Below are 4,570 nucleotides of genomic sequence, written 5' to 3' on the forward strand. Positions count from 1 at the left end.
CCTCTTTTAGAGGACTTTCACTTTGAGGCAGGGGTTTCAACCCCTGACGGACTATCGGTTTTACCTTAAGTTGACACCACCAAAGGCGCTGCCGCCACTCCTCCCACCCGGCACTCCGCCAGGGAATGAATTCCCTGTCTCATAGCTAAAGTCCTCTCAAAGAGGACTGAAGAACTCATTAGTCCTCTTTTAGAGGACTTTCACTTTGAGGCAGGGGTTTCAACCCCTGACGGACTATCGGTTTTACCTTAAGTTGACACTACCAAAGGTACTGCCGTCTCCTGACTGTGGGTAAGATTAATTCCGATGCCACGGGATTTGATATCAATCCCCTCTTCGGGAAGTGGTAAAGAAGCTAAGTAGGGGCCCAGAAACCGGGTTTTTTACGAAAATATGTGGTTGTAGTCCACAGATTCGGTAAAAAACCCGGTTTCTTTGGTCGGAGTGCATAAATTCTGGCGTTGCAAAGAAATGGAAAAATTTCCAGCAGATGTAGTTTCAATCCCCTCGCGGGGAAGTGGTAAAGGAGACTGATCGTGAGCTGAATATCTGGCAAACTGTCAGAAACGGTTTCAATCCCCTCGCGGGGAAGTGGTAAAGGAGACTCAAGTAGGCAAAAACGGCGTAACATTCGATGCAACTTACGGAGGTTTCAATCCCCTCGCGGGGAAGTGGTAAAGGAGACTTAATACTGCTTCTTGTACAAAGCCAGCTACTCCAATGTTTCAATCCCCTCGCGGGGAAGTGGTAAAGGAGACAACCTACTAATAAAAAATGGTGGGACCCACGTGAAGTTTCAATCCCCTCGCGGGGAAGTGGTAAAGGAGACGGACGGGCGACCAAGAGACAGAAAGCCTACTGGAAGTTTCAATCCCCTCGCGGGGAAGTGGTAAAGGAGACTGCAGGTTTTAATCTTGGAAAAAGAAGGTGTTGAAAGTTTCAATCCCCTCGCGGGGAAGTGGTAAAGGAGACAGGATATATCAAGCAACAGAGCATGATCCTGTTGTTTCAATCCCCTCGCGGGGAAGTGGTAAAGGAGACCATAAATACTTGGAATTATAAGATTGGGTTCTTTAATGTTTCAATCCCCTCGCGGGGAAGTGGTAAAGGAGACTTAGATCAACCTAAAGCTAACGAGATTGGAAGAGAAATGTTTCAATCCCCTCGCGGGGAAGTGGTAAAGGAGACATCAAAAAACCATTCTGCCTTACGTTGGTTCGTAAACGTTTCAATCCCCTCGCGGGGAAGTGGTAAAGGAGACCTGGCTGTAAAGGTTACTACGATCTAGAAGTTAAGATGTTTCAATCCCCTCGCGGGGAAGTGGTAAAGGAGACTTGATAACCAGGTGAGTTTTCCTCTTGAAGATGTCCATGTTTGTTTCAATCCCCTCGCGGGGAAGTGGTAAAGGAGACACCCCCCTGCCCAAAACCAGTATTCTCAGAAGAGTCCAGAGGTTTCAATCCCCTCGCGGGGAAGTGGTAAAGGAGACTCAAGTTATGCAGGAGGCTATCAAAAAAGCTACCTAAAGTTTCAATCCCCTCGCGGGGAAGTGGTAAAGGAGACAAAACGGTGAGGCTACACTAGAAAGCCTGAATGGTGAGTGTTTCAATCCCCTCGCGGGGAAGTGGTAAAGGAGACAAGAGATTCGTAAGATGATTAAGGCTAAAGGAGCTGAAAGTTTCAATCCCCTCGCGGGGAAGTGGTAAAGGAGACGGTATTACACTCCCAAAGCAAGGGAGCGTAACAAACAAGTTTCAATCCCCTCGCGGGGAAGTGGTAAAGGAGACCTCTCATTGGCTTTGGCGACGGAAATGACAAAATGTTTCAATCCCCTCGCGGGGAAGTGGTAAAGGAGACAATTTACTATTGATAACATACTCGCCTTAAATGTTTCAATCCCCTCGCGGGGAAGTGGTAAAGGAGACTGGAAGGAGGGAAATACTATCAGCAAGTCTACATATCGTTTCAATCCCCTCGCGGGGAAGTGGTAAAGGAGACTCTATCCGACTTGGATTGCAGACAGGCCAACCTGTGTTTCAATCCCCTCGCGGGGAAGTGGTAAAGGAGACCGAAACAGTTCTAGCGCCGAGAGACGAACGCAATTTAGGTATGGTTTCAATCCCCTCGCGGGGAAGTGGTAAAGGAGACGCTAGAGGGATTTCTTGACGAAAGTCGCCGACTAAATGTTTCAATCCCCTCGCGGGGAAGTGGTAAAGGAGACTCGTAGCGGTTCTATCGCTACGCTAGGTCTGCAGAAAGTTTCAATCCCCTCGCGGGGAAGTGGTAAAGGAGACTCATTGAAAGGTTCGATGTGGAAGATCTGATTCAAATGTTTCAATCCCCTCGCGGGGAAGTGGTAAAGGAGACGTGCCCTTCAAGTTGTTTGGAGAGGTACGGGAAATGTTTCAATCCCCTCGCGGGGAAGTGGTAAAGGAGACTCTTCGGCCAGGGAGCCTTACCCAGAAAGGGTTTCAAGCCTCAAATCGACGCACCATTTTTTACCTGTCAATAAGACCCTAAAACCTGCAATAAGCTCAATGGCTTGCAAGCCGTAACCCTTGGTATCAGAGTAATCGACGCACCCCAACGAAAAAATCAGGGTTTTGCCGATCGCCCGAGGTGCGTCGATTGCCGATCTGCGACACTGAAACTAGCCGCAGATCCAAAAAAAAACTATGCAATTTTCAACGTTCTGGAGCGATCGAGCTTTGCAACTCGCAAACTCACCATACACCTTAACCTGCAACTTGTCAAGCCCTTGAGAGTAAAATCCGACGAGAGCCTTTTTTGAATTGTCGGGGCGACAAAATCCCAGAAACCGGGTTTTTGCGGTTTTCGTCGGCTGTAAGGCATCTTCTGAGGAAAAAACCCGGTTTCTCAGAGTCCGTGAGTCTAGGAATGTTTGACTTTTTGAGTTTTCGGGGCGATCGACTTTCACAATCGCCAAGTCTAAATTTCCCCAGCCACCGCCACCGCTAAATTCCTATCGGGGCGCAAATTTTGAGCTCCCCGCAAATAAGGATGATAAATTTCAGTATGTGCCGGCCAGTTAACGTGAATTAAAAACCGAATGCAGCGTTCCAAAGCACCCTCAACGTGCATTTGCTGCACGTCCAACAAAGGAACATTACACCAGTGAGGACGTTCGCGGGCGATCGCAGCCGGAAACACAGCATCTAAATCACGAGTAGCAGAAAACGTAGCACTAATAATTAAATCTGGATTTATATCATTTTTTGCTTCTAATTCATCTAATAATTCTCTCACCGCTTCTCGAATTGCTGCCACCGAATTCTCGCTAGCAGTAGTAGCCCCACGAATCCCCCGCACTTGCCAATCCACGCAAATTTCCTCCATATTAGTCAGTTGTTCAGTAGTCAGTTGTCAGTTGTTAGTTGTCAGTTGCTAGTTGTCAGTTGCTAGTTGCAATTACCAATTACTAATTACCAATTACCACTGCCAACTGACTACTGTCCACTGCCAACTGACTATTTAATCACGGGCGATACATCCACAGCGGCAAACCGCTAGTAGAAAGCTCGAATTCCAGCAAATTATTGTAAGCTGAAAGCCCGGATATATCCAGACTACTCCCCAAGACACGATTTAGGAAAGGTTTTTGTTTTTCAAGGGTGCAAGACTCGGTTTTTTCCGGGTCCAGGCCTGCGAGTTCGGCGGCAAGGCGGCGAGCGTCCTCTTCTGTTCCCAGTCGATCGACCAAACCCAATTCTAAGGCTTGCTGACCAGTAAAAACGCGACCGTCGGCAAAACTTTTCACTTTTTCAACAGCCAAGTTCCGGGCTTCCGCAACGGTTTCCACGAATTGCTGGTAGCTGGTGTCGATCAAATCTTGCAGAATTTGCTGTTCAGGATCGGTCAATTCGCGATCGAATGCCAAGATATCTTTATACGGCCCCGATTTAATCACCTGAAAAGAAACGCCTACTTTTTCTAACAGCCGTTCTAAATTGTTACCCCGGATAATCACGCCAATGCTGCCGGTAATTGTACCGGGATTAGCAACGATATGTTCGGCTCCCATGCCGATGTAAACTCCACCAGAAGCTGAAATATTGCCAAAACTGGCAACAATTTTGACTTTTTCGCGCAAACGCTTGAGCGCGCTGTAAATTTCCTGGGAATCGCCGACAGTGCCGCCGGGGCTGTCTATCCGCAGCAGCAAGGCGGGAAATTTGCGTTCTTCAACGGTTTTGAGAGCTTCTAGCACTCGTTTACGGGTTTCTCCGGCAATGGCTCCGGTGATTTCGATACGGGCGATTTGTTTGCGGTAGCGGGGCTTGAATGGCCAAATCATGGGCAGTTTTCGGGCAATGTTACGGATTTTTGTAGCTAACTTCTTATAGTGTGCCTTATTCGTCGGGGTAGATGTTGTGCCATTTAGGAACAGGCAAGATGCCTGTTCCACAAGAAATTGCTTGATTGTGGAACGGGCATCTTGCCTGTTCCAGATTGTTGGCAACAGGCAAGATGCCTGTTGCACAAGAAATTGCTTGATTGTGCAACAGGCATCTTGCCTGTTCCAGATTGTTGGCAACAGGCAAGATGCCTG

General features: G+C 47.9%; 3 protein-coding genes and 1 CRISPR repeat array. All 3 genes read right to left on the bottom strand.

The features are described from left to right. The first annotated feature begins 495 nt into the window (after positions 1-495). Positions 496-2,438: direct repeats of the CRISPR family, unit length 36 nt; unit sequence GTTTCAATCCCCTCGCGGGGAAGTGGTAAAGGAGAC. 511 nt (positions 2,439-2,949) lie between these two features. Next, positions 2,950-3,357: a chorismate mutase gene (gene aroH, locus QUB12_RS11845; protein ID WP_333306855.1), complete on the bottom strand. Its 408-nt coding sequence runs from the start codon at positions 3,355-3,357 to the stop codon at positions 2,950-2,952. Between the two features lie 139 nt (positions 3,358-3,496). Further along, positions 3,497-4,315 (bottom strand): signal peptide peptidase SppA, encoded by an 819-nt coding sequence (sppA, locus tag QUB12_RS11850; protein ID WP_333141974.1) that lies wholly within the window; start codon positions 4,313-4,315, stop codon positions 3,497-3,499. A gap of 55 nt (positions 4,316-4,370) precedes the next feature. After that, positions 4,371-4,570: hypothetical protein (locus tag QUB12_RS11855; RefSeq protein ID WP_333306857.1), on the bottom strand; the 200-nt coding region annotated here is incomplete at its 5' end.

Origin of the sequence: Microcoleus sp. B7-D4 (genome assembly GCF_036705125.1) — a bacterium.
GTDB lineage: Bacteria > Cyanobacteriota > Cyanobacteriia > Cyanobacteriales > Microcoleaceae > Microcoleus.

Coding starts and splice junctions, on each gene's coding strand:
- aroH (WP_333306855.1), bottom strand. CDS start 3,357: ATGGAGGAAATTTGCGTGGATTGGCAAGTGCGGGGGATTCGTGGGGCT.
- sppA (WP_333141974.1), bottom strand. CDS start 4,315: ATGATTTGGCCATTCAAGCCCCGCTACCGCAAACAAATCGCCCGTATC.